Origin of the sequence: Lysinibacillus sp. FSL P4-0201 (assembly GCF_038593425.1) — a bacterium.
GTDB classification, from domain to species: domain Bacteria; phylum Bacillota; class Bacilli; order Bacillales_A; family Planococcaceae; genus Lysinibacillus; species Lysinibacillus capsici.
In genome coordinates this window covers 4262003-4285043 of the sequence record NZ_CP151995.1, presented here as the reverse complement: position 1 = coordinate 4285043, position 23041 = coordinate 4262003, and the positions used below count along the sequence as shown (strand labels likewise).

22 protein-coding genes and 1 riboswitch are annotated in these 23041 nt (G+C 37.3%); of the genes, 19 read left to right on the top strand and 3 right to left on the bottom strand.

Translation table 11 applies throughout. The features are described from left to right. Positions 1-35 precede the first annotated feature (35 nt). The 19 genes from MKY76_RS21565 (at position 36) to MKY76_RS21475 (ending at position 18909) form a co-directional block, all read left to right on the top strand. Positions 36-581 (top strand): glutathione peroxidase, encoded by a 546-nt coding sequence (locus tag MKY76_RS21565; RefSeq protein ID WP_103118917.1) that lies wholly within the window; start codon positions 36-38, stop codon positions 579-581. A gap of 124 nt (positions 582-705) precedes the next feature. Next, positions 706-904: riboswitch (cobalamin riboswitch) on the top strand. Positions 905-1061: 157 nt separating this feature from the next. After that, the gene (locus MKY76_RS21560; protein ID WP_004231886.1) at positions 1062-1619 is read left to right on the top strand and encodes a hypothetical protein; all 558 of its coding nucleotides are present in this window, start codon (positions 1062-1064) and stop codon (positions 1617-1619) included. After that, positions 1603-2553: a cobalamin-binding protein gene (locus MKY76_RS21555; protein WP_103118915.1), complete on the top strand. Its 951-nt coding sequence runs from the start codon at positions 1603-1605 to the stop codon at positions 2551-2553. The genes MKY76_RS21560 and MKY76_RS21555 overlap by 17 nt, the downstream gene beginning before the upstream one ends. Positions 2554-2698: 145 nt before the next feature. After that, entirely contained in the window at positions 2699-3466 is a 768-nt protein-coding gene (locus MKY76_RS21550; RefSeq protein WP_048394158.1) for a tyrosine-protein phosphatase, read from the top strand. A 134-nt stretch (positions 3467-3600) separates the two neighbouring features. Next, positions 3601-4968 carry an MATE family efflux transporter gene (locus tag MKY76_RS21545; protein ID WP_103118914.1) on the top strand — a complete coding sequence of 456 codons (1368 nt, stop codon included), beginning with the start codon at positions 3601-3603 and terminating at the stop codon, positions 4966-4968. 2 nt (positions 4969-4970) lie between these two features. Next, a complete protein-coding gene (locus MKY76_RS21540) occupies positions 4971-5804 on the top strand; it encodes a putative RNA methyltransferase (RefSeq protein ID WP_115673146.1) in 834 nt (277 codons plus the stop codon). A 79-nt stretch (positions 5805-5883) separates the two neighbouring features. Continuing rightward, positions 5884-6486: a lysophospholipid acyltransferase family protein gene (locus tag MKY76_RS21535; protein WP_048394163.1), complete on the top strand. Its 603-nt coding sequence runs from the start codon at positions 5884-5886 to the stop codon at positions 6484-6486. A gap of 60 nt (positions 6487-6546) precedes the next feature. Next, positions 6547-7008, top strand: coding sequence for a low molecular weight protein-tyrosine-phosphatase (locus MKY76_RS21530; protein WP_048394164.1), 462 nt, complete (start codon positions 6547-6549; stop codon positions 7006-7008). Between the two features lie 201 nt (positions 7009-7209). Then, positions 7210-7929 (top strand): YebC/PmpR family DNA-binding transcriptional regulator, encoded by a 720-nt coding sequence (locus MKY76_RS21525; protein ID WP_315059735.1) that lies wholly within the window; start codon positions 7210-7212, stop codon positions 7927-7929. Between the two features lie 64 nt (positions 7930-7993). Beyond that, positions 7994-9289: an arsenic transporter gene (locus MKY76_RS21520; RefSeq protein WP_315059737.1), complete on the top strand. Its 1296-nt coding sequence runs from the start codon at positions 7994-7996 to the stop codon at positions 9287-9289. Positions 9290-9371: 82 nt separating this feature from the next. Further along, positions 9372-11120 carry a methyl-accepting chemotaxis protein gene (locus MKY76_RS21515; RefSeq protein ID WP_112116779.1) on the top strand — a complete coding sequence of 583 codons (1749 nt, stop codon included), beginning with the start codon at positions 9372-9374 and terminating at the stop codon, positions 11118-11120. A 224-nt stretch (positions 11121-11344) separates the two neighbouring features. Continuing rightward, positions 11345-13087 (top strand): methyl-accepting chemotaxis protein, encoded by a 1743-nt coding sequence (locus MKY76_RS21510; RefSeq protein ID WP_315059741.1) that lies wholly within the window; start codon positions 11345-11347, stop codon positions 13085-13087. A 92-nt stretch (positions 13088-13179) separates the two neighbouring features. Further along, positions 13180-13740 carry a YdcF family protein gene (locus tag MKY76_RS21505; protein ID WP_342557925.1) on the top strand — a complete coding sequence of 187 codons (561 nt, stop codon included), beginning with the start codon at positions 13180-13182 and terminating at the stop codon, positions 13738-13740. 140 nt (positions 13741-13880) lie between these two features. Then, complete coding sequence (locus MKY76_RS21500) at positions 13881-15578, top strand: M3 family oligoendopeptidase (protein WP_048394174.1); 1698 nt, start codon at positions 13881-13883, stop codon at positions 15576-15578. Positions 15579-15743: 165 nt separating this feature from the next. Next, positions 15744-16835 (top strand): AI-2E family transporter, encoded by a 1092-nt coding sequence (locus MKY76_RS21495; RefSeq protein WP_048394176.1) that lies wholly within the window; start codon positions 15744-15746, stop codon positions 16833-16835. Positions 16836-16846: 11 nt separating this feature from the next. Then, positions 16847-17470: an NUDIX domain-containing protein gene (locus tag MKY76_RS21490; protein WP_036079462.1), complete on the top strand. Its 624-nt coding sequence runs from the start codon at positions 16847-16849 to the stop codon at positions 17468-17470. A gap of 134 nt (positions 17471-17604) precedes the next feature. Beyond that, complete coding sequence (locus MKY76_RS21485; protein ID WP_004231915.1) at positions 17605-18069, top strand: hypothetical protein; 465 nt, start codon at positions 17605-17607, stop codon at positions 18067-18069. 22 nt (positions 18070-18091) lie between these two features. Next, positions 18092-18283, top strand: coding sequence for a hypothetical protein (locus MKY76_RS21480; RefSeq protein WP_004231917.1), 192 nt, complete (start codon positions 18092-18094; stop codon positions 18281-18283). 17 nt (positions 18284-18300) lie between these two features. Then, positions 18301-18909, top strand: a complete 609-nt coding sequence (locus MKY76_RS21475; protein ID WP_016992921.1) for an alpha/beta hydrolase — start codon at positions 18301-18303, stop codon at positions 18907-18909. A gap of 46 nt (positions 18910-18955) precedes the next feature. Here MKY76_RS21475 and MKY76_RS21470 read toward each other — a convergent pair whose 3' ends face one another. The 3 genes from MKY76_RS21470 to MKY76_RS21460 form a co-directional block, all read right to left on the bottom strand. Beyond that, positions 18956-21067, bottom strand: a complete 2112-nt coding sequence (locus tag MKY76_RS21470; protein WP_048394179.1) for an MMPL family transporter — start codon at positions 21065-21067, stop codon at positions 18956-18958. Between the two features lie 105 nt (positions 21068-21172). After that, complete coding sequence (locus tag MKY76_RS21465) at positions 21173-22189, bottom strand: anion permease (protein WP_315059754.1); 1017 nt, start codon at positions 22187-22189, stop codon at positions 21173-21175. Between the two features lie 21 nt (positions 22190-22210). After that, a complete protein-coding gene (locus MKY76_RS21460) occupies positions 22211-22831 on the bottom strand; it encodes a DUF47 domain-containing protein (protein WP_004231927.1) in 621 nt (206 codons plus the stop codon). Positions 22832-23041 lie beyond the last annotated feature (210 nt).

The window sequence follows — 23041 nt, the reverse complement described above, 5'->3', positions numbered from 1 at the left end:
AGTCAACTATAATGAATGAAAAAAGGGGATTATGCATGAGCATTTATAATTATCTAGTTCGGAAGCCTAATGGCGAAATTTTATCGATGGAAACATATCGTGGAAAAACAATGTTAATTGTTAACACGGCAAACCAATGCCGATTTACATATCAATTTGAAGACTTACAGAAAATGTATGATAGATATGGAAAAGAGAATTTTGTAGTTCTTGGATTCCCTTGTGATCAATTTGGCCATCAAAATCCTGAAGATGGGGAGGAAACTAAGCATCTATGCAAGGTAAACTATGGGGTCACATTCCCGATTTTTGAGCTTGTACAGGTAAATGGAGAGGCTACCCATCCACTCTTTAATTATTTAAAGCATGAAGTGGATTACCGAGAGTTTGGGAAGGCAAGTATGCAGGAGAAAATGTTGGCAGAAGCAATTGTTCAACTTGCCCCAAGCTTTTTAGATGGTCGTAATATTCGCTGGAACTTTACAAAATTTCTAGTAGATGCTAATGGTAAGACCGTCGCACGCTTTGAACCAACAGATTCACAGCTCGATATTGAAAAAGCAATTGAAACACTATTATAGTAAATTTCTTAATAATGTAAAAATTTGTTAGGGTTTTCTCTTCAAGTAGAAATAATGCTATATTTTAAAACTGTGTACAGCTATTTTTTCTGAAGCATATATGATAAACTGCTTTACAAATGAAATATTCTTGCAGAATAAAGGTGCTAATTAGCATAATCGGGAATCCGGTGAAAAACCGGAGCTGTTTCCGCAACTGTAAGTGCAGCCATTATAAAGATTTACCACTGTCTCAAAGAAGATGGGAAGGTCCTTTATAACACATTCGTTTCATGTGACGAACTGTACAAGCCAGGAGACCGACCTTTATTTGAACGTATAAAAACTTCTCGGAAGCTAGGAGGATATACGGCAAATACATAGGCTTTGTCCAGTTTGATGGCTCATTATGTTATTTTTGTCGTTCCTTTGCAAAAAGGAGCGACTTTTTTATGCCTTTCAAATAAGAATTTTTCATTATAGAAAATAGGGGGGAAGCAAGTGAAAAAAGATGCCCGTTATTCTTGTTATCCATTTATGCGTGAGAAAGCTTCAACGGTCGATTTTGAAATTCGAACAGATAGCCTGACAACACATCTAGGAGTTGCATTAGCTGCGGTAAAAAAAGAGGATGTTCAAGTTGTTGCTGAGGATTTATTGCTTATGTTACCTATGGCTTATCATGTGAATGGCTCAGTACGTGGGAAATTAGCAGTAACTGAAGAGGATTTATCTTGGTTAAGTGAACGTTATGATTTTTACGTTCGCCATGTGAAGGAAGAGATTCAAAGTTTTGTTTTACCTCAAGGAACAGAGGCTGCTGCAGCCTTACATCTTTGTCGCAGTGAGGCAAAAAAATCATATCGTACTTTACACAAAGTATCAGAAGAACGAGAGGTTCCAGCTATTCTTTTCGATTACCTTGGTTTATTAGCTAATGTATGTTTTGTCATGGCTGTTTTTATGAATCAGCAAGCTGGAATAGCGGAAATACCGTTTATTAGTAAATCCTACCCAATGAAAAAGAAAAAGGAGAATAACAATGAAAAAAGTATTTAATTTCCAATGGCTATCAGTGCTCTTACTTGCACTGGTATTAGCAGGCTGTGGCACTGCTGAAGATACAAAAAATAAAGATGCTTCGCAAGATACACAACAAGCAGAGAAAACAAGCTATAAAGTGACAGATGACCGTGGAGTGGAAATAGAGTTTAAAGAAGTACCAAAAACAGTTGTATCTTTACAACCAAGTAATACTGAAATTTTGTTTGCTTTAGGTGTTGGCGATAAAATTGTAGGAGCAACTGAGTACGATACTTACCCAGAGGAAGCACAAAAAATTGAACGTGTCTCTGATACTACGAACTTTAACAGTGAAAGAATTATAGCGTTAAAGCCAGATGTTGTCATTGCTTATACAATCGGTGATAAGGATGCCCTAAAGCCGCTTGAGGACGCAGGAATTAAAGTGTTTGTTATTCAATCTGCGACTACTTTCGACGATGTTTATGGAGATATCGAACAAATTGCTGCTGTGATGGATGTTCCTGATAAAGGAAATAAATTAAACGAAGAGATTAAAGCGAAAATTGCTGAAGTACAAACGAAGGTGAAGGATGTAAAAACGCCGAAAAATGTTTATTTAGAGGTTAGCCCTAAGCCAGACATATATACAGCAGGCTCTAGCACTTTCCAGCAAGAAATATTAGATGCAGCTAATGTTAATAATGTTTTTTCTGACTTGAATAGCTGGGCAAAAGTGAATGAGGAAGATGTTATTGCGAAAAATCCAGATGTTATTTTAACAACAGTAAACTATACAGAAGATCCAATAGGAGAAATTCTTGGACGAGATGGTTGGAATACTGTGAAAGCTATTCAAAACAAAGCGGTATTGTCCATTGATACAGATATCTCTAATCGACCTGGTCCGCGTATTGGTGAAGCTGTAGAATTAGTAGCGAAGGCTGTGTACCCAGAGTTATTTAAATAAGAAATGTTTCCATGCTAGCTGTCAGCCATTCAGCTAGCATTTTTTATGTGGTTTAAATTATTACCTAGCGTGAAAATTGGAATTAATGTAGTTTGTTCTTTAAAATAAAAGTAAGTATGCTTGATAATCTTAGGGGGTGTAGTGATTGGAGCAATTAGAGACAAAGGTAATTCCATTTGAAGCAGTCTATAATTTCCGAGACATGGGTGGATATAAAACAAAAGATGGGCGTAGGGTAAAGAACGGTTTATTTTACCGCTCAGCTGCCCTTGGAAAAATGACACTGTCGGATAAAGAGCTATTTGAAACGTTAGGGATTAAGACCATTTTTGATTATCGCGATAACAATGAGGCGTATCATAATCCTAACCCAGTGTTCTCGCATGCTCAATATATACAAATCCCAGCGAAGGGTAATCATGCTTTTGAAATGCCAACCAATGCTGGTGGTAGAGATTTCTATAAAGTGGTAAGCCCTGAGATGTTTCGGGATTTTTATGCACAAATGCCTTTTAACAATCTTTCATTTAAAGAGTTAATGCAAACGATTCAAAATCCTAATAATCTAGGTCTTGTACATCATTGCGCAGTTGGTAAGGACCGAACGGGTATTGGAGGAGCACTTATTTTACTAGCTTTAGATGTACCCGTGGAGACTATCATGGAGGATTATTTAGATACTAATATACATTTACGTCCAATGGTAGAACGAATGGCTCAGGCTATTCAGCATCAGTATAATGAGCAAGAACTACAGCAATTTTATGCATTAATGTCCGCCCGTGAAGACTATTTACAAGCAGCATTGGATGCGATGGATCGTCGCTATGGTTCTAAGACTGGGTTTTTAGAGCAGGAATTTGGCCTAACAATTGAAAAACGAGAGCAATTACAATCTTATTGCTTAATTTAAAAATGAGCCCTTTCACACGATGTGAAAGGGATTTTTTATGTGGAAGCACTGTCTTCCTATAAATCTCTTTACAGTCTGAATATTTGTGATAAGATACAATAGATTTTTAAGAAAAAATAGGAGAAGTGAAAGTATTGGCAGACACAATTAAAGAGACAAATAAGTTAAGTCTATTCCATTTAACATGGCCAATCTTCTTAGAAGTTTTTCTATTTATGTTGATGGGACTAGCCGATACTTTTATGCTCAGTGCTTTATCAGATAATGCTGTATCAGGAGTAGGTGCAGCCAATCAATATATCCATATTGCCATCTTGATTCTGGAGGTAGTGGGCAATGGTGCATCTATTGTTGTTTCTCAGTATTTAGGCTCCAAACGCTTTTTTGAAGCGGCCAAGATCTCGGCGTTAGCGGTCACGATGAATTTGGTCGTTGGGCTTTTAATGAGTATTTTATTTTTCTTCTTTGCGAGACATTTAATGACAATGATGAACTTGCAGGGAGAAGTACTCCACTATGCACAAAGTTACTTAGCCATCATTGGGAGTTTTATTTTCCTACAGGCTATTATTAATGCACTCGCTGCAATTATTCGTGTACATGGTTGGACAAAACAAACTATGTACGTTTCGCTTGGCATGAACGTCTTACATGTTGTGCTAAACTACGGTCTTATTTTTGGGAATTTAGGTTTACCAGAGCTTGGTGTGAAAGGAGCGGCTATTTCCTCTGTCATTAGTCGCGGATTAGCCGTCCTAGTATTTTTCTGGTTGCTGTATCAGGTAATGGAAGTGCGCGTAAAGTTACAATATTTTTTTGAGTATTCAAAGGAATATGTGAGAAAAATATTAAACATTGGTTTACCATCTGCGTTTGAACAGGTACTTTATCAATTTTGCCAAATCATCTTTTTATATTATGCGACTTACTTAGGAGCAGAAACACTAGCAGCACGACAATATGCTATGAATATTTCGATGTTTACGTATTTATTTGCAATTGCCATTGGTACAGGAACAGCCATTATTATTGGTCGTCATGTAGGTGCAGGAGAAAAAGATGAGGCGTATCATCAGCTATGGAAAAGTGTTCGTGCAGCATTTGCTTTTACGATTATTATGGTCGCAGTCGTTACGCTATTCCGTAAGCCACTTATGCAGGTATTTACTGATAATCCAGAAGTCATTAAGATTGGGGCATCCGTGTTAGCATTAAGTATTTTGCTAGAGACTGGTCGCACAATGAATATCGTTGTCATTAACTCTTTACGCGCTTCTGGGGATGCTAGATTCCCTGTGAAAATTGGTTTTCTATCAATGGTTTGCATGAGCCTGCCGCTTGGCTATTTATTTGTCTTTGTATTGGATTGGGGCTTGGTCGGAATTTGGCTAGCCATTTCAGCAGATGAATGGGTGCGGGCAATTATCGTATACTTTAGATGGAAAAGTCGTAAATGGGAGCGTTATGCTCTTGTATCACCGAACGACAAAAAGGAGGCATAGAAATGGGCGCATTATCGAAACGTGCTATCGGGGCGGCATTAATGGATCAACATATCACCCTTTTTGCTTGTCCAATCTGTCAGCAATCAATGCATGTATATGAGCAGGGGAGATTGGTTTGTACTTCTAACCATTCCTTTGATATTGCGAAACAAGGCTATGTCAATATGCTGACACATAACGCCGCTTCTAAATATAGTAAGAGCCTTTTTGAATCCCGCAAGGCTGTTATTGATAGTGGGATTTATGATGCTGTAGAAGCCCGAATCGGTGAGCTTATAAGCTCTGCAAAAACGGTGCTCGATACTGGTTGTGGAGAGGGCTCACATTTAGCTCGCATTATGAATGATAGAGATCATGGTATTGGCGTTGGAATTGACATAGCGAAGGAGGGCATTTTGGCTGCAGCACGTCATTATCCTCAACAAATTTGGTGTGTAGGGGATTTAGCTAAAAGTCCATTTGCTCAAGCGAGTTTCGATGCCATTTTAAATATATTATCGCCAGCAAATTATGAGGAGTTTAAACGACTTCTTACACCGAATGGCTGTCTTGTGAAGGTTGTACCGCAAAGTGGTTATTTGCGGGAACTGCGTGCTCAATTATATGCAGATTCAAACAAGGAAACTTACTCTAATGAACAAATTGTAGCTCGTTTTCAAGATAGTTTTCGTGAGGTAAACGTAGAACGCGTAACGTATACTTTACCGCTTTCAGAAGGGCTAGTACCCGCGCTATTAGAGATGACACCAATGGGGTGGCATAAAGCAGAACAAACAGCCGTTGAACTAAATCAAATCACGATTGATGTGGATCTATTAGTAGGGAAGGTTTAAGTTGGTCACCTGCAATTGCAGTATACTGGTCTTTTCGATTACAATGGGAATAACTATTGAATAAGGTAGGAATGTAACAGTGTATAAACTAGCAGCAAATGTTGTCAAAGTAATATTAAAATTAATGGGTTCAAAGGCTCGTGTATACGGAGAAGAAAACTTGCCGAAAGAGGGTGGGTTTATTATAGCTTGTACACATACCGGCTATGTTGATATTTTAAACCTTGGTGTAGCCATGTACCCTCGTGAAATTCACTTTATGGCGAAGAAGCAATTATTTGAAATGAAAGGGCTTGGCTGGCTTGTTAAGCATTTAAATGCTTTTCCGGTAGACCGTGATAATCCTGGACCAAGCGTGATTAAAATTCCTTCGCAGTTATTGAAGGAAGGTAAAATTGTAGGGATTTTCCCCTCTGGGACACGTAGTGCAGAAGGAACAGATTTAAAACAAGGGGCTATTACCATTGCACAGTTGGCAAAGGCGCAAATTGTTCCAGCTGCTTATGTTGGTGCACGTAATGTGGGTGATGTAATGAAGCGAGGCAAAGGCTATTTAATTTATGGTGAGCCTTTTTATGTAACAGGCAAGGGTAAAGAAGGTCGTGAGCAGTTTACTCAACACCTTGAGCATGAATTAGTTGCTCTAACAGAAGAACTACAGAAACGTATTCCTGTAAAATAAAAGCAAACGGCACTCAGAATCAAATTGATTTTGAGTGCTTTGTTGTAGGAGGAAAATAAAATGATTCGAGTACTTTTCGTATGTTTAGGTAATATCTGTCGCTCACCCATGGCTGAGGCGGTCATGCGCGACATGGTGAAGAAAGAACATTTAGAAGATAAAATTGAAGTGGATTCCGCTGCTACCAGCTCATGGCATATTGGCGAACCTCCACATAGAGGTACACAGGATAAGCTTAGGGAATATGGTATTTCTACAATAGATATGCAAGGTCGACAATTACAAAAGTCTGATTTTGAAAAGTTTGCTTATATTATTGGAATGGATGAAAGTAATATTCGTAATATTCGCACAATACTAGGCCATCCAAACTCACCAAAGATTTTTCGTTTTTTAGATTTAACAGCGCATCGCAAGGATGTCCCGGATCCTTATTATACAGGTGATTTTCAAGAAACCTATGAATTGGTGCAAGAAGGTTGTCAAGCATTGCTAGCAAAAATTAAACAAGAGCTGTTATAAGATGGCGCTAAAATCGTAAATTTTAACAGCCATTTTTTTAGAAAAATGCTACCTTAAACATTGGTATATCTAGCTTTGTAAGCATCATTGTGTTATTATTTGCAGAGTAAAGATACGATAAGTATTTAATTACCATTTACAGATATACAACTGTGTATCTATTATTTTTATAAATTTATCTTTTGAAAGAGAGTGGAAACAATGGGTCGTAAGTGGAACAATATTAAAGAAAAGAAAGCGTCTAAAGATCAAAGCACAAGCCGTATTAATGCAAAATTTGGGCGAGAAATTTATGTGGCAGCTAAATCAGGCGAACCAGATCCAGAGTCAAACCGTGCACTTAAAGTAGTGCTTGAACGCGCAAAAACATACAGTGTTCCAAAACATATTATAGAAAAAGCCATTGATAAAGCAAAAGGTGGCGGTGATGAAAGCTTTGATGAATTACGTTATGAAGGCTTTGGACCAGCCGGCACAATGATTATCGTGGATGCTTTAACAAACAATGTAAATCGTACAGCATCAGATGTACGTGCAGCATTTGGTAAAAATAACGGCAATATGGGTGTCAGTGGATCTGTAGCTTATATGTTCGATTCAACAGCAGTTATTGGCTTAGAAGGTAAAACGGCTGATGAAGTACTAGAGATTTTAATGGAAGCTGATATTGATGCTCGCGATATTCTAGAAGAGGAAGAAGCGGTAATTATTTATGCAGAGCCAGACCAATTCTTTGCGACACAAGAAGCATTAAAGGCTGCGGGCGTAGAAGAATTTACAGTAGCAGAGCTTTCTATGTTGCCTCAAACAGAAGTGACTTTAACTGGCGAGGATATAGCAAAGTTTGAAAAACTAATTGATGCATTAGAAGATTTAGAAGATGTACAGAATGTTTTCCACAATGCAGATTTAGGCGAATAAATATAAACAAAATGAGTAAACCAGTAGCATTTAAGCTACTGGTTTTTAATTAGGGAGGAAAACGATGCAGACTGCTTTAGCCATTATTTTATTTTTAATCACATTATTTTTTGTCATAGTGCAACCACGAAAACTATCAATTGGCTGGTCAGCCTGTATAGGAGCAGCTATTGCACTATTAATAGGTGTAGTAACCTGGCATGATGTGTTAGAGGTAACGGGGATTGTTTGGAATGCAACGCTATCATTTATTGGTATTATTTTAATTTCACTCATCTTAGATGAAATTGGCTTTTTCGAATGGGCGGCTCTACATATGGCACGACTTGCAAAGGGAAGTGGAACTCGCTTATTTGTTTATATTAGTTGCCTTGGAGCTGTTGTATCGGCTTTGTTTGCGAACGATGGGGGTGCTTTAATTCTAACGCCAATCGTTTTAGCGATGGTGAGAAAACTGAACTTGAGTGAAAAAATGATCTTTCCATTTATTATTGCAAGTGGATTTATAGCAGATACAACCTCGTTACCGTTCGTTATTAGCAATTTAACGAATATCGTATCCGCTGACTTTTTCGATATAGGCTTTATAGATTATGCAGTTCATATGCTTGTACCGAATTTCTTTTCGTTAGTGGCAAGTATAGTAGTACTTTACATTGTTTTTCGCCGTTCCATACCACAACATTATTCTCTTGAGGCAGTTGAGCAACCAAGTCAGGCAATCCGAGATCCCAAATTATTTTCGATCGCTTGGTATGTAATTGGGATTCTATTAGCGGGCTTCTTAGCTGGTGAGGTTTTACACATCCCTGTATCTTTTATTTTATGTGGGGTCGCTGCAATATTCTTATGGCTAGCACAGCGTAGCTCTGTGGTAGATACAAAAAGAGTTGTAAAAGGAGCGCCATGGAATATTGTGTTCTTCTCAATTGGCATGTATGTGGTTGTCTATGGGTTAAAAAATGTAGGGATGACAGGAATGTTAGCAAATTTATTTGAACTAGCTATACAACAGGGCTTCGTAGTAGCAACGATGACAATGGGATTTGTCGCTGCCATTTTGTCTGCTGTCATGAACAATTTACCTACTGTTATGATAGATGCTTTGGCGATTTCAGAAACAAGCGCATCGGGCATGATGAAAGAGGGACTGATTTATGCAAATATAATTGGTACGAATTTAGGTCCAAAAATGACACCGATTGGTTCACTGGCAACATTGCTATGGCTTCATATATTAGCCCAGAAAGGCATTAAAATTAGCTGGGGACAATATTTTAAAATCGGTGTTATTCTTACCATTCCGACACTGTTCGCCACTTTAATTGCATTAATTATTTGGATATGCTTAATATCATAGATTTATTGTCGAAATAGTTGAAAAAATAGTACAATAGGAACTATTAAGATATTAGTATATCAGTATATTAAAGGAGGAAAGTATGCGAGCGACAGGCAAATTAAGCAATAAAATAGTGTTAATGTCATTAGTAATGTTAGTGGCTTTGTTATCTTTTTTTGTTATAACAACTATCTACACAGCAAAATTATCTGTTAATAAAACCATGGGAACACAGGCAGTTGCAGTTGCTGAGAATATTGCAAAACATCTAAATGCTGATGAGTATGAGCAACTCTCAAAGGAACCAAAAGAATCTGAGTTATATTGGCGACTTCGAGAAGAGCTCAACGAATTACGTGAAATAAATGGTGTTCTCTATGCCTATACTTTCGCAGTACCACAAGAAGATAAAAAGGTACGTTTTTTAGTGGACGGTATGCCAGCAGATGATCAAGAAAATGCTGGAGCTATAGGAGATGAGTCCTCCACCACATACTACAAGGATATTGAAAAGGTAAAGAATACAGGAAGTTATTATTCCGCTATTTTACATAGTGATTTTGGAGATTATTTATCTGGTACTGTTCCATTAAAGGATGAGGCAGGGAATACTGTTGCCTTTGTTGGGGTCGATATAGAAGCAACAGAGGTAAGCAATGTTGCGAATGCCGTATTAACGGCTATTTTACCTGCATTAATTATTGTCATATTAGCTTTAACAGGTATTGTTATGTTCATCCTATATCGTTATATTAATGGAGCGTTAAAACCTCTTGCACATTTAGGTGATGCAGCACAAAGTTTTGCTCAAGGTGATATTGCTAAGGCAACGATAGCAGTGGAGAAAATCCAGCTAAAAGGAGCAAATGAAATTACAATATTTGCACAATCCTTCAGAGAATCACTACAAAAATTAAAAGAAACTTTCCATACGATTCAACAACGCACATTTGCTTTACAAAATGTTGTTCAAAAAATTGATGAGACTTCTCAGCATGTGGAAGAATCAAACGCTCAAATTGCAGATCGAATTATTGAAATTGCTGCTGGTAGTGAGCAACAGCAGCAAAATAATCAAGAGGTTGTATTAACTATGAATGAGATGTCGATTGGTATTCAACGACTGGCTGATACAACTTCAGAAATTGCAGAGTCATCATCAGCAATGACGGGACTTGTGGAAACAAGTGTTAGTCATTCTCAAGAAGTTGTATCACAAATTCAAAACGTAGAATCTTCTGTTTTACGTACGGCTAATCATGTCGAGGAAATGGGTGATAAGTTCCGATCAATTGAAGAGATGGTGACCATCATTACGAGTATTGCGGATCAAACCAACCTACTAGCTTTAAACGCGGCAATAGAAGCAGCTAGAGCAGGAGAAGCTGGTAAAGGATTTGCGGTCGTGGCAGATGAAGTTCGGAAACTTGCAGAGATGTCTAAAGCATCTGCTGACGAAATACACATGCATTTAGAAAGCTTTAAGAAAATTACTGATCGAGCGTTACAAGAGATGGCTAGTAGTACCATAGATGTACAGGCAGGCAATAAAGCAGTGCAACACATAGGTGAAAGTCTAGAGAAAATATTGCAATCTGTCCTTGAGGTGAATAATAAAATTCAAGATGACTCTGCTGTCATTGAAGAAATGTCAGCAGGCTCTGAGGAAGTATTAGCTACTACCGAACAGATGAATGCTATTGCGAAGCATAGTGTCCTAGGAACAAAGGAAGTAGCAACTGCCTCAGATTTACAAGTAACGATGGTTTCTGAATTAAATGAAGTTGTAACGATATTAGATCAAACATCGAAAGAGGTTATAGAAACGATTAATACATTTAAATTATGATTAGTTTAGAACTATTTCTCTATAAGCTTATGTCTTGTGGAGAAATAGTTCTTTTGATTTTTGGCATTTAAAATTTAACTGGAGATTAGCATAAAGGCATGAAAACAAACCATATTAAGGGAAATTAGAAAATAATTTGTGCTTTACCCATTGTGAAAACTTTCAAACCATAACATAATATAAAGTAATATATTGTTGAACGAAGAAAATAGGGGGGCTAAAGTATGAAGTTTTTACGTTCAATACAGGGGAAATTGATTATTATTTCATTGGCACTACTAATTATTCCAAGTTTAATAATTGGTATAGTTAGTTATGGCAAGGCTAAGAATGGGATGGAGGATATAGGAGAGCAGGTACTTTACAATAGTGTTGAATCTGCTTTGCAATTAATCGAGCTCGCAAACGAGAGTGTTGAAAAGGGTGACATACCCTTAGAGGTTGCACAGGAACGAGTACGTGAAGCATTTCTTGGTCCGAAAGATAGCGAAGGAAAACGGCCTATTAATTATCCGGGTGATTTAGGGGAATATGGCTATATCTATGTGTTGGATGATAAGGGAACATTAACAACACATCCAACACGAGAAGGAGATAATCTTTGGAATGACCAAGATAGCAGTGGCAATTACTTTATTCGAGAAGTAACTGAAAAGGCACTTGATGGTGGTGGTTTTACACAATATGAATTTGAACTACCAGGTCAGGATGTCTTAGCGGATAAAATTATTTATTCTGAGAAAGATCCACATTGGGGATGGATTATTGCATCAGGTACATATATGCAGGATTTTAATGCAGAGGCGAATTCTTTATTGTTAGTAATTGGTTTGACATTAGTAGGTGCCATAATTATTGGGACAATCGTTGTCATTCTTGTATCAAGACATCTGGCATTACCAGTTCAAAAATTATCTAAACGTGTACGTGAAGTAGCAAAAGGGAATTTAACGGTTGAAATTGAGCATTTACAGCGCTCGGATGAAATAGGACAGTTAAATGATGGCTTTAATGAAATGGTACTTCAACTTAAAACACTTATTTCAGATGTGGAGGAAGCGATTGTAGAAATACAATCAACTTCAGCAAATTTAACCGCAGTAGCTGAAGAGACAAATGCCTATGGTGATGAAATCGTCAAAGCAATCAATGAAGTATCCAAGGGTGCAGTCAAGCAAGCATCTGATGCAGAGGATACAAACCGAACGGCTATCGAGTTTGCGCAGCAAATAGAAGGATTGCATGATAAAAATGAATTAATGTTAGATGCCTCACAGCATATGAAAAAATCAAATGAAGAAGGCCTAGTTAATCTAGAAAGCTTAAAGGATAAGTCGCGGGAGTCTTCAACTCTCGTTCAGAATATTCAGTCTGTATTTGGTAGTCTAATTGTCAAGGTACGTGAAATTGAAGGCATCGTGGGGACGATTACGGAGATTTCAGATCAAACGAATTTACTTGCACTTAATGCCTCTATTGAAGCAGCAAGAGCGGGTGAACATGGTAAAGGATTCGCAGTTGTCGCGGAAGAGGTACGTAAACTTGCTGATCAAACCTCTGTAGCAACTGAGCTAGTACGCACGACGCTAAAAGGCATTGAAAGTGAAACAAACTTAGTCAATGGTGAAATGCAGAAAACCCATATCATTGTAAGTCAACAAAATGATTCTGTCATGGTAACAGAATCATCCTTTAAAGAAATTAAATTAGCTGTTGAAAAAATCATAGCCATTATAGGCGATACAACAGATAGCGTAGAATATTTAAATAGCTCTAAGAATACGATTATGCAATCGATTGAAAGCATTGCGATGATTAGTGAAAAGAATGCTGCTGCGTCTGAAGAGGTAACAGCATCTGTAGATGAGCAACAACGCGCAATACAACTCGTTAGCGAATCTTCCAATGATTTAACTGATGAAATATCTGCCTTACAGGAGTCTATTAAACGATTTATATTGAGATAATATCTTTCAGGGTGCTTGCTTAACAAGCATCCTTTTCTTTTTATCATCGTTAATAAAAGGTAAAGGAGGAATGATTTGTGAGAAGGTGGCTGATGACAATTGGTGTTATTTTAATCGGTATTGGAATCGTTCTTTATATTTGGCTGGGAAAAGAAATTGATCAGGGTATGGAACCGATTGCCAATGGTTCAGCTGATTATATGATTATATTGGGAGCAAAAGTAAGGCCAGGTGGTGTACCATCGCTTTCATTAAAAAGTAGATTAGAGGTGGCTGTTCCATACTTAACAAAATACCCACATGTTAAGGTCATTGTGTCAGGTGGACAAGGACCTGATGAAGATCGTACAGAGGCATCTGTAATGCAAGACTATTTGGAACAGCATGGCATCGATGCCGCGAGAATTATCATAGAAGATCAATCTACATCTACTTATGAAAATTTAGTATTCTCTAAAGAATTATTACCAAAAGAGACAAAGAAAATTACCATCGTTTCAAATGACTTCCATTTGAAACGTGCAAAATATCTTGCTGAATCGTTAGATTTTGAAGTAGATGTTCTATCAGCAAGAACACCAAAATCAGTAGAAGCAAAATTAAGAATAAGAGAAAGAGCGGCGTTATTAAAAACATATATTGTGGGCTATTAAAACAACAACGCCATTATATTTAGGAACTGCTTCTTTCTCAAAAAATCATGGAACAGAAAAGAGATAATTGTTTCTTAATAGATTCTATTTGGCATATAATAGAAATATTACGGGGTATAGGACAGAAAGAGGGGACTTTAATGACAACGTTTAAAGAATATCAATACAGCCGTCCAAATGTGGCATCAATGAAAGAGCAGCAGTTAGCACTCATTGAGCAATTTAAACAAGCACAATCGATGGACGAGCAAAGTAATATCATTGAAAAGCACAATGCAATTAGTAATGACTTTGCGACAATGGCTAATTTAGTATATATTCGTGCTTCAATCGATACGAACGATGAATTTTATCAAGCAGAACGTGATTATTTCGATGAAGTAGGTCCTGAGCTAGAAGAAGTAACGACGGAATACTATAAAGCTCTAATTGATTCACCATTTCGTGAGCAATTAGAAGAAAAATGGGGACAACAATTATTTGATCTAGCAACTTATCAAATTAAAGGCTTCTCACCAGAAGTTATTGATTTGATGCAAAAAGAAAACAGACTTGTTTCTGAGTACAATAAGCTTGTTGCATCTGCACAAATTGACTTTAATGGGGAAACATTAACACTCGCTCAGCTTGGTCCGTTTGCAGAGTCAACGGATCGAGAAACACGTAAGGCAGCAACGGATGCTCGCTTTGGCTTCTTTGCACAGCATGAAGATGAATTCGATCGTTTATATGATGAACTTGTCAAGGTACGCCATGAAATTGCGATTAAACTTGGCTATAACAACTATGTTGAACTAGGCTATATTCGTATGAATCGGATTGATTACAATGCTGATATGGTTAAAAAATTCCGTGATCAGGTACGTGATTTAATTGTGCCTGTTGCAACGAAGCTTTACGAGCGTCAGGCAAAGCGAATTGGCATTGAAGATTTTAAATTTTATGATGAAGCACTTAACTTCTTATCAGGTAATGCTACACCAAAAGGGAATCCTGAGTGGATTGTAGCAAACGGTAAAAAAATGTATGAGGAGCTTTCACCTGAAACAGGAGAGTTCTTTAATTTCATGATTGACCATGACTTAATGGATCTTGTAGCGAAGAAAGGGAAAGAAAGTGGCGGTTATTGTACGTTTATTGAAAACTATCATTCCCCATTCATTTTCTCAAATTTTAACGGTACTTCAGGTGACATCGATGTATTAACACATGAAGCTGGACATGCTTTCCAAGTTTATTCAAGTCGTAACATTGGCATTCCTGAGTATTTATGGCCTACCTACGAATCTTGTGAAATTCACTCGATGAGTATGGAATTCTTTACTTGGCCTTGGATGGAGCTGTTCTTTGAAGGTGATACAGAGAAATATAAATTTACACATTTAAGTAGTGGTCTTTTATTCTTACCATATGGTGTGGCAGTAGATGAGTTCCAGCATGTTATTTATGAAAATCCAACAATGACTCCTGCTGAACGTAAAGCTGCATGGAAAAAAATTGAGGAAACGTATTTACCACACCGTGACTATGATCATAACAGCTACCTAGAGGCTGGGGGCATTTGGCAACGTCAGGCTCACATCTATGCAAGTCCGTTCTACTACATTGATTACACGTTAGCGCAAATTTGTGCCTTCCAATTCTGGAAACGTTCACGTGAAGAATTTGAAGCGGCTTGGAAAGACTATATTCATCTTTGTGGTTTAGGTGGCTCTATGTCCTTTACAAAGCTTGTAAAAGAGGCAGGTTTAATCTCGCCATTTGAGGATGGTTGTGTTGAATCGGTTATTGGAGAAATTGAGACATTCTTAAATTCCATAGATGATTCTTCTCTATAATTGATGACTTAAATTCGTTTCACTTCCACGATAACTATTATTGTGGAAGTGAGCGAATTTTTTAGTTTGTCAGAGGAGTTCTGTAAAAAAATACTAGGATACTTGCGAAATGGTTAATATATCAGTAGTATTTTCAGTAACTGCTATTAAAGGAAGTGAAAGAAAGTGACAAGGAAAGTTTGGTTTCAAGTAGGGGTAGGGATACTACTTACACTATTAATCATTAAATATTTTATAGAAATTCATTGGATTTTTTCACCGCTTGTCATCATATTAAAAGCCATTTTTGTGCCTTTACTACTTGGTGGTGTTCTCTATTATGTGACGGAACCAATTCAGAGATTTTTAGAAAAACGTAGATTTCCTCGATGGGGAAGTATATTGACGATTGTGTTCGGACTAATAGCAATGGTAGGTATTTTTGGCTGGATTATTGGTAACCCGATTGCCGAGCAGGTCAATAAATTAGTGAAGAATGCCCCTATGATTAGTACGAGTATTAGTACGAGCATCCAGCAACTAACAGACTATGTAACGCAAAATAAGGATAACTTCCCTGAGCAATTAAATGATGTTATCGAAAAAATGGCGAATTCGGTACAAGATATTGCAGTTGTGGCGAGTAAAGGATTTGTGTCCTTTTTACAATCCATTGTATCTGTGTCGTTACTAGCCATTTTAATTCCATTCTTCTTTATTTTTATGCTGAAGGATCATGAGAAGTTTGCTCCATCCATCTATAAATATTTCAGTGGTGAACGTCAGCAATGGGTAAAGAAAACGTTAAGTGAAATTGATGATGTATTACGTACCTACATTCAGGGCCAACTGCAAATTAGTTTTTTATTAGCACTAATAATGTATGTAGGCTATTTAATTATCGGATTAGACTATTCGTTATTACTAGTGATTTTTGCATTCTTTATGAATATGATTCCATTTATCGGGCCTTGGATTGCCTTTGCGCCAGCCCTGATTGTGGCAGTTATTCAAGATCCAATTTTAGTGGTGTGGGTTTCGGTTGTGACGCTGGTTGCTCAGCAAATAGACAGCAACTTTATTACACCTAATGTCATGGGGAAATCACTTGATATCCACCCCCTTACCGTTATTACAATTATTTTAGCGGCAGGTAATATAGCAGGTTTTATTGGTATTATTATCGCTGTACCATTTTATGCAGTCTTAAAGGTTATCGTATCCAATATTTATGATCAACGTAATGCAATTAAGAAAAAAGCGACGAAGTCAGTATAGGAGTCGAAACAATGGAACAAGAAATTGTAAAGGTATTTAATGAACAGCATGAGCAAATTGGGACAGCTACGAGAGCGGAAGTGCATGAAAAGGGGCTTTGGCATGAGACTTTTCATTGCTGGCTTGTAAATGAAGACTATATTTATTTTCAAGTACGTAGTTCACAGAAAAAGGATTATCCAGGGTTACTCGATATTACAGCAGCAGGACATCTTTTAGCGATTGAGACAGTAGAGTCAGGCATTCGAGAAGTAAAAGAAGAATTGGGACTTAATATTGATGTCCATGAAGTTGTCAAAATGGGCATGACATCTTGTAGTATCGTTTCTGAAAATATGATCGACAATGAATTTTGCCATGTCTACATATATCCTTTCAAGCATGATTGGGATTCCTTTGCTTTGCAGTATGAAGAAGTATCGGGTGTAGTTAGAGCGAGGCTAAATGAGGCGGAGGCTTTCTTCTTGGGAGAAACGACGACACTTAATATTGAAGGGTATGAATATTTCCCTGATGGTCAACGTGTGAGAATTGTCAGACCAGTAGGTACTGCACAATTTGTTCCTTATCGGGAATTGTATGTTGCACAGGTGATAAAATTCACACGTGAAAAAATATTTAATCAAACCTCATAAGTTTAAATAGGATAAGCTATAATATTAGCTTGTCCTATTTTCTTGCGCAAAAATGATTTAGAAACGACACGATATAATAGGAAAAAATGAGTTATACTGTTAGATAGATTGTAAAGAAAAGGAGCATTTTTTATATGCTAACATTTGAACAAAAACAAGCGATTATTGAATCGTTTTCTGAGCTAACAAAAAAAGAAATTTCTTTAAAGCGCCTAAATTATCATTACATGGACAGTCTTTACGAAAAGACGATTGTAGTTGAGAAATTACATCCAAACGGCAATGGCTTTGTCTTTGTAGGAGATTTATTACGCTATGAGAATGAAGCTAATGATAAAGGATTAGTAAATATTCGCGATTACGATGAACAACAACTTCGTGAAATTATTGAAGACGCAATCCAATATTTATCTGAAGAAGTAGAAGAGCAGGAGCCAATTGTAGAGATTTGGCATAGTCGCGATGGTAGTCAGTTACAGCTAGCTTTTGAGCAACGTTCGTGGAACGTCTATCATGGAGACAATCTGGAAGAGGCATTTGGTACGTATGAGGCAGCAAAGGAATATTTACTAGAAGAAGGCTTTCGTACAAAGAAATAAGAAATACGGGGGATCATGATAGATGAACGGAAAAAAATTAGTGGGAATTGTTATTGTTGTGGTGATTGCGGCATGTTTATTTTCAGTTTATACCATTACTAATTTTTATAAAAATCACGAAGAACAGCCAAATCGTGAAAATCGTGAAATTAATAAGTCAAAGAGCTTGAATTTAATTTTGCCACAGGCTACAATTATCTCGAATTCAAGATAATTGAGAGGTGACTGTCAGTGCAACATATTTATTATAAAGGTACAGACGAAACGAAGCCGACATTATTATTGCTACATGGTACAGGTGGTAATGAGGAAAGTCTTATTGGGCTGGCAAAAGAAATAGATGAAACAGCCAATATTTTAAGTGTTCGCGGAAATGTACTTGAGCATGGAATGCCACGATTTTTCCGCCGATTAGCCGAAGGTGTCTTTGATATTGAGGATTTAATCTTTCGTACAAAGGAGCTTCATGAATTTTTAAAGACGTCAGCACAGCAATATGGCTTTGATCGCCAACGAATTGTAGCAATAGGGTATTCGAATGGTGCTAATATTGCAGCAAGCTTATTATTCCACTACGATGATGCGTTAGCAGGAGCTATTTTGCATCACCCAATGGTACCAAGACGTGGTATTGAATTACCGCAACTTTCTCCAACACCTGTGTTTATAGGTGCTGGTACGAATGATCCGATGTGTACAGCACAGGAGTCTGAGGATTTAGAAACCCTTTTAAGTGCTGCAGGTGCCAAAGTAACGACGAAATGGTTTAATTTTGGTCATCAACTAACAATGCCTGAAGTACAAGCTGCAAAAGAATGGTATAAAAGCATCTACGCTTAATTGAAAAATCCACCTCCTTTTATAAGGGAGGCGGATTTTCTTTATGTTATTTACTTTTCTTTGAGAAAGGAAGCCACCAGTTCCAATCACCAAACAGCTTCATAAGACTAGGCACAAGCATAAGACGAATAATTGTTGCATCAATGGCAACAGCAATAGCGATACCCACACCAATTTGCTTTACAGGCATTACATCTGTGAAGGCAAATGCACCTGTAATAACAATCATGATAAGCGCTGCAGATGTAATTATTCGGCTAGTGGATGTTAAGCCATCAATTGTTGCACGCGTATTATCGGAGCCCTTTAAATATTCCTCTTGGATACGAGAAATTAAAAAGACTTCGTAGTCCATACTTAAGCCAAATACAAGACAAAAAACAATAACTGGAATGATTAGCACGATGGAGCTTGCTTCAATACCAAAATGACCATATTGGAAAATATAAACGAGTATCCCGAATGCAGATGAAAGCCCAATAATGTTCATGATTATTGCCTTTAACGGAATTAAGATAGAACGGAATGCCAACATTAAAATAAAGAATGTAGAAACGATAATAATTGCTATAGCTAAAACAATTTTATTAGCAATTTCATCAAAGATTTCTTGGTTGAATTTAGCTGGTCCACCAAGTGCAAAATCCACGCCCAGGTCTTTGTCCATCCATGTTCGGGCAAATTTTTGAGCTGTAGAGGAAGAACCTGCTGCATCAATTGTAATTGGAACAAATAGCTGTGTATCCTTTGAAAATGAATTAATAACAGGTTTTAATTGTTCAGCAACCTGTGGAATAGCTAAAGAAGCAGAAAGCTCCTCTGGTGTTTGAATGTTAGCAGCTGTATAAATAGTTGAAACATTAGTCACTAATGGGTCCTTTAATAGCTTTTCTTGAATAGTATAAATTAGCTCTCTACCCTCAGTATCCTCCCAGCCATCTTTTCGTTCAGCCAACAAATATAATGTAGAAGATTCACCTAGTCCAAACGTTTCATCTAATTTATCGTATGCTGCACGAGCATCATATTTCGTAGGTAAGGAGTCCACCTGTGGAATGGTTAATTGGATATCCTTTAAAGGGATCATGCCGATGCCTAGTAATAATAATGCTGAAATCACTATAGCTACTGGATGTTTCATGACAAAACCTGCAAAGCCACGCCAACGATTTGCCCCACCTGGTTTAACGCGTATTAAGCGCCATTTATTAAGTCTATCTCCTAATAGCATCATAGTGGCAGGAAGTAATGTTAAGCCAGAAAGAACGGCTAACAGGACGACTATAGTGCCTCCTAGGGCGATATTATGAAAAATTTCTACATCAATGACAATCATCGCACCTAAGCCAATCATGACACAGACTGCGGAGAAAATGATAGAACGACCTGCTGTCTGAATAGCAGTTTGAATGGCTTGAGCAATAGAAGTATGTGTGCGTTCTTCTCTGTAACGATTAATAAACAGCAATGCAAAATCAATACTTAAAGCCAGCCCAAGCATTGGAACAATATTTAAGACGAAAATAGATAGATTTACATTAGCACTGAGCAGTGTCATCATACCAAAGGCGGTAACCACTGTCACAACACCAATGACGATTGGCAAAATAGAAGCAACAACTGTACCGAACGCTAATAAGAGAACCACGATGGCAATTGGCAATCCAATGGCCTCAGCTGATGCCAAATCCTTTTGACTAGCAGTATTTATGTCAGCAGAAATAACAGGCCCTCCAGTGATACTAATTCCGTCTTTTTCAATTAATGAACGGAATTCCTCCACAATGTCAGGCAGGTTTTCTACATCGTTCTTTATGTGAACCATAGCATAGGCAATACCATCTTTCCGTAAAGAGGAGTCTTCTAAAGGTGATTGAATAGAATGAATCTCTTTTATGCTATCTAATTTTTTTAAAGTGTCTTCAATTTTCTGATCTTCAGCTGGATCAAAGACAACCAAAATCGTATTAGATGGTAAATCAAATTTTTCTGCTAGCTCGTTGGTAACATAGGTATGATCTGCTTCGACAAAGAAACCATCACCTTGAAGTTTGCCTGGAAGCTGTAAAGCAAAGTACGCCATTGCTAGAAAAATAATAAGCCATATGACTACGATTGCTTTCGCATGTGCTGTAATAAAAGCTGAAAAAGTTTTCATAGTTGTTTATACATCCCCCTTTTCAATTAGTGTAAAGGATGTGTCACATTTTGTCGTGTGACAAAGTAAAGACTCCCATCCACTTTTTGGACAGGAGTCTTACTATTAAAAGAATAATGATAATATGAAATAAATAACAGATGCCATAACGGCAGAAATTGGCATTGTAATCACCCAAGTAGTAACAATCTTTCGAGCCATACCCCAGTTTACACCACGCACACGCTGTGCTGAACCGACACCCATAATGGAGGAAGAAATGACATGTGTTGTTGAAACTGGTAAGTGGATTAGCGTAGCGCCAAAAATAACAGTAGCAGATGCTAAATCTGCCGCAACACCATTAACAGGGCGGATTTTCATAATCTTACCACCAACCGTTTTAATGATTTTATAACCACCAATTGACGTACCTAGCCCCATTGCTGTAGCTGCAGCAGCACGCACCCAGAAAGGTATTTCATCTCCAGTGTGCAAGCCACCAGCGATTAACGCCATCGTCATAATCCCCATCGCTTTTTGCGCATCATTTGTACCATGGGTGAACGATTGGATGGCAGCAGTAAAAATTTGCATTGTACGGAAACCTTTATTCGTCCTATATAAATTTAAATTTTTAAACCATAGTTTAAAAAGAGTCATCATAATAAAGCCTGCACAAATAGCAAGTAAAGGTGATAACACTAAAGCCATGATGATTTTAGTAAAGCCGCCATAGTTTAACACATTAAAACCAGCGGATGCGATTGCAGCACCGGCAATAGACCCAATCAATGTGTGTGAAGAACTTGACGGAATACCGAAATACCATGTCAATAAATTCCAAATTATAGCTGAAATTAATGCAGCTAAAATAACGACTGAGCCAGTTGTGTCTCCTTCAAAAGCATTTAATGCAAAAGGATCTACAATATCTTTTGTTAGAGCTTTTGCAACCCCTACAAAGGTGATAGCACCAATAAAGTTCATAGTTGCCGCCATAATGATTGCCGTGCGTGGCGGCAATGCTCTAGTAGAAACCGAAGTTGCAATAGCATTTGCTGTATCATGGAAGCCATTGATAAAGTCAAATGTTAGGGCAAAGATGACGACCAGTACGGTTAATATAATGATTGTGTTCATTGTAAAGTGCCCATCTCCTAATTATGCGTTACGCATGATAATTGTTTCCATAGTATTTGCTACGTTTTGACAATGATCAGCGATATCTTCAAGTTGTTCATAAATATCCTTAAATTTAATGAGGCGGATTGGATCTTTTTCATTTAAAAATAATTTCTTAATAGAAGTACGTTGTACCTCATCACATTCACGTTCATAGTCTTTAATAAGAATTGCGTGTGGACGCATGCCAATTAGATTCTTTTTCTTTAACTCTTCTGTCGCTTTGACTATTTCATCAGCACTTTTTGAAATAAACCCTAAGAAAATGCGCATAGATTCATCAATCTCAGTGAGCGAAAACATTTCAAAGTGTGCAATACAGTGTTCTGTTCCATCTAAAACATCATCCATACGAATGGCGAGCTCTAAAATATCCTCACGTTCAATAGGTGTCATGAATGATTTGTTTAACATGACAATCAGTTCATGAATAAGCTTATCACCAGCAGTTTCATAATTTTTCATTGTAATGCTAATCTCTTTTAGGTCAGCTACACTGTTAATACGAAAATCATTTGCGTAATGTACAGCCTCTCTCATATTTTCAGCAATTTTATGCAATGCAATAAAGAAAGGGTCTTGTTTTTTTGAGTTAAGCATGTGAATCGAATCCTCCTGGATATAAATAAATTAATCGACCTCTAAACTTTACTATCATAACAAAATCTTTAATTTATCTACATAAAAATTTACTAATCGACATGAAAATTTACATTGCTGTAATATACAATTCGTTCACAAAATATAAGGTAATCCAGCTGTATTTATTTTTATGAGTACAGATAAAACCTTGTTATAAATGGCTATTCT